The organism is Pseudoalteromonas sp. SG45-2 (assembly GCF_014164115.1).
Classification (GTDB): domain Bacteria; phylum Pseudomonadota; class Gammaproteobacteria; order Enterobacterales; family Alteromonadaceae; genus Pseudoalteromonas; species Pseudoalteromonas distincta.
In genome coordinates this window covers 1-3,992 of sequence record NZ_JACJEO010000050.1, presented here as the reverse complement: position 1 = coordinate 3,992, position 3,992 = coordinate 1, and the positions used below count along the sequence as shown (strand labels likewise).

Annotated in this window: 3 protein-coding genes; 1 reads left to right on the top strand and 2 read right to left on the bottom strand. The window is 37.4% G+C overall.

What is annotated here, in order from left to right; all coding sequences use genetic code 11:
* Positions 1–790: 790 nt before the first annotated feature.
* The gene (locus tag H5116_RS19990; RefSeq protein WP_002963063.1) at positions 791–988 is read right to left on the bottom strand and encodes a hypothetical protein; all 198 of its coding nucleotides are present in this window, start codon (positions 986–988) and stop codon (positions 791–793) included.
* Positions 989–1,795: 807 nt separating this feature from the next.
* On the opposite strand from H5116_RS19990, the gene H5116_RS19985 reads away from it, so the two are divergent.
* Entirely contained in the window at positions 1,796–2,674 is an 879-nt protein-coding gene (locus tag H5116_RS19985; RefSeq protein WP_002962291.1) for a hypothetical protein, read from the top strand.
* A 35-nt stretch (positions 2,675–2,709) separates the two neighbouring features.
* Here the strand turns inward: H5116_RS19985 and H5116_RS19980 are convergent, their stop codons facing one another.
* A complete protein-coding gene (locus H5116_RS19980; protein ID WP_002962290.1) occupies positions 2,710–3,663 on the bottom strand; it encodes a replication initiation protein in 954 nt (317 codons plus the stop codon).
* Positions 3,664–3,992 lie beyond the last annotated feature (329 nt).

Below are 3,992 nucleotides of genomic sequence, written 5' to 3'. Positions count from 1 at the left end.
GTAGATGAACGAAAAGAAAGATTAGATTTAACAATAAACTAATAGTCATGACTGCTTTGTCGGAATATTTGTCGTTAAACAGGCCAAAGCTAACTTCCGCTTTCGTATCTTTGCAGTCTTAATCTTTATGTGTCTCAAGGTCGGCTTATGGCACTCTCCAGCCACTCGATAAAATAATAATTGATAAAGTGTTTTTCTCCGCCTGATGGCTCTTAGCTTATCCGACCTACTCTGGCACTAACTGAAAATACTCTTACTCTAAATTTAAAGTTAAGCTCTAATCAAAAAATATCAATTTTTGTGCCCTACTTTGCTTCAAATTGTAGTTATTATTCTCAATCTGTGACTCAAAATCAGCTTAAGTGATGGTACCCACAAACCCAAACCCGATATCTTATATTTCATAATTTATACGTTGATATTTGTCGAATTAAAATATTTTAACTAGCTTAAAGGCTGGCTGGTCAGTAACTTACATACATATAAAACTAAAAAGCACCCTGATTAACTCAGAGCGCTTTGCGTTTAGGACAAATAAACAAGGGTTATACAAATTTAATAAGGAGATGCTTAAGCATGACCTTCATGCTTGGGGTGTTACTTTTTCGATAATATTCGTAGTTATAGATACCTGTTATCATTCTAGTGCAAAAAAAACTTAGAGCGATAAACCAAGCGAAGTTTTCAGTGGATTGGAACTGTAAACACAATATAGCTGAGCCACTAAATGCGATAATCGAATAGGTAATTTCTATTCGATATTGGCTAAAAGCCTTTAAAATTTTGGACATTAAAAACCGTCATCAAAAGCATCAAAAGAATCATGTTCTATAGAGTCACCTATCGACTCTTCAATTTCATAAACAGTCATTACCCTGTCTGGCTGGCCCACCACATTGCCACCAACATCTACGATATTAGTACTGGCATTTGTGATAGGTAGTCCTGTTGTTGGATTAATAGCAATATCATTAGCGTCGTTTTTCATTTTTAAACCTTAATAATCATTAATTAATGCTTTCAAATTTAATGATTTCGTGATAAAAAACAAACTTGTTTGACTGCGCAGCTCAGCAACAAACAGTTTGAATAAGGCATTCACTTTTCTTCTATTTTCACTTAATTTTTTTAGTAAAAACCCTCTCCTCTTTATCTAAAAAGTTTATTAATAAGTTTAATTTGAAGGCGGCTTTTGTCTGCAAGACAGGTTTTTAGATCGCATTTTTCGGCACGAAAAACTGCAAAATAGCGCCTCAGAATGAGGCCAACAAGCGCGTAATGTGGTGTAGGCGAAGCCGTAGACACATGGAGAAAGCGCGAATGTACAGCTGGTCTGTACTGACCGCGATAGTGTTTCGCATCAGCGAAATTCGATTAAAATTTGGCACAAATTGATATCGAACCATAATTTTCGTCAGAAAATAAAAGCGAAGAAAAATGCGGATAATGGGGCACCCATCGCATTGTCTGAAGCGGCAGTATGGCGGTCAGTACAGAGCGTAGCTCGGTGCATTCGCGCTGGGTATAAAACGCTAGCGCGATAGCGCGTTGAGCCAGCTCGTTGCGGAGCAACACCAGAGCTGACGGGCGTTTTAGACCTATGGTTGAGTAGCGAAGCGACGAGGCCATCCGCTGAAAGCGGCTTTTGTTGCGATAATTATCGCGACAATCATTCCGTACATGCTGCCAGAGCATCTCGGAATGAAAAACGGCAATATAATTATAAAATGATGATAATTTTTGTGTTGCGGTGCTAGTTAATTTTAATAATTAACTCACCAAAAGGATTTTTGAATTGACTCAGCAACCATCAAAAGATTTAGAAACGAAAAACCCGCTTCATACTCACTACCCTCGCTATTTTGATATTAATATGCGGTATTATCTAGGCGAAAATAACCACCAAAAAGGGGTTAACAGAACCAAGGTCTCGGTGCTTATTGCAATTCGGTTTTCTATTGTTACACCAGGCATTGTGCGTTGGCTCTACGGCATTAATCATCGCCTCGCGTTGGAACACCTAAACAGGCTAGAAAAAGATGGTTTACTGCGTGTAGTAAAAACACACCGCAGTCCAGATGGTCGCGTCTATGTGCCTACCTATACTGCTGCCAAATTTGCCGAGGAGTTAATGGGCATCGACGTGTATTTTAGGAGTAATAAAAACCCTGCTCTGCAGTTCAACCAAAATAATGTAGCACACAACCTTATAAACGCATTTGTAATGTTGCGCGGTATACATAATTATCACAGTGATGAAACGTACGCCCCAATGTGGAGTGGATTCATTACCGAGCCTGAATTTAAACGTATTAATAACCTATCTGATGCACGAACTGTGGATGGTGCTGTGCGACTCCTAGATGGCTCTGTTGCAGCAGTTGAAATTGAGCATTCATTTAAAAATAAAACGGCACGACAGGTCATTTTACTAAAATATTTGGCCTCGTTAAAAAAAAACGATTACAGTAAGATTTTTTTATTCTCTCAATCGGTCAAAATTTTTGATGACATTAAACGACTCCACGAACAACTATTTGAGGAAATGCCGCAACGTTTTGACAAGAAGACACGAGCACCACTTCTCAGTGAGAGCGATGCTGAGCTGCTGCGTGCCTCAATAATATACCGAACTAAATTGTGCTCTGAAATTGAAAAAATGTTTTACTCGTAATGCAGTAGTATCAACATTGAGACATCATGATTATTTTATTTATTCAATTGTTTAGAGTAAAAAATCTTAGCTTCATCGTCACCAATGATTTTTGCATACGTTATACAGCGCCTTATATCTGCTTTTGCCAATCTAAAAGCGGGGTTTTCGTTTTGGTTTGATAGCTCATAATTTCCTAATCGATTGAGGTTTCCCCGAGCCCACACACCCTCAGCATGCGACCCCTTATTGACTTTAGGGCGACGAGATAGTCTTGGCCTAGCAAACTCTTCACTTTCACTAGAGCATTGAGTAAAATAGGAAAATTCAATGGCAGTAATACAGTTACCCATTTTTTTAGGCTTAAACGTTACGCGTACATCTGTGTGGGCATTAATTTTTTCAATAGCAGGTAACAGGATGCGGTTTTTAAAATCGCGCCATGCTCCATATGATTCAGATAAAAATAATTTTTGTTTCATCTCTGGCAACTGAAAATTCACAACTACCGCGCCCTGTCGTTTGTAATTTTTATAATTTCGCACCTCGTTTAGGAGTGCATACAACCGAAATGATGCTAGGCTGTTTAATTTTACTGTGTTATGAAAAAATAACCTTGTGAAATTTTTCTCTATATTAAAAATATACGGCTCGATTTCTTCTGAAAACTCAAGTGTAATGAAAGACCCTTGATTTTTCACCTTTTCGTATGAAGCGCTACTCACCCAAGGAATTGAAAGCGACTGCCCGCTATCGTCTAAAATGCTTACAGATTTATCTCTGAGTGACTCTGCGGCAGAACTCAGCTGCTCATAAACGCTGTACTTACTCAGGCCGAAACACTTGGCATATTCCGTTGGATAAATCAGAATTTTTCCTGGGTTAGACTTTTTGGAGTTTACTTTAGACAGCGCGAGATTTATTAATCGCTGCTCATTAATATCGAGCGAATAACCCGCATGTAACAGCTTATTGCCGAAAACAATTCTTGGAGAATTTTTACTACTCATTTCTCTACCTCATTTCTAGTTTATGCTGTTATGCTAACCGCGGCTCAACGAATAAAAGAAATTTCGGTAAGTTTTTTGGTAAAAAAAGTTTTATTTATTTACAGTGAAAATGGCCCCCTAAACCGTATAAATTGCCTACTCATTTCGTATAAAATGCCACAATAAACATATAAATTGCCCACCAAAACAGTAAATATTTTATTTAATTTCAATAAGATAACCCCCTCTAAAAGTATTAAAATAGAAAAAATAAAAATACAGGCACATTTGCAACTTTTATAAATTTATTAATTCATTTCTGACGGTTAAAAAATAAATTAATTATTTTT

Coding starts and splice junctions, on each gene's coding strand:
- H5116_RS19980 (WP_002962290.1), bottom strand. CDS start 3,663: ATGAGTAGTAAAAATTCTCCAAGAATTGTTTTCGGCAATAAGCTGTTA.
- H5116_RS19990 (WP_002963063.1), bottom strand. CDS start 988: ATGAAAAACGACGCTAATGATATTGCTATTAATCCAACAACAGGACTA.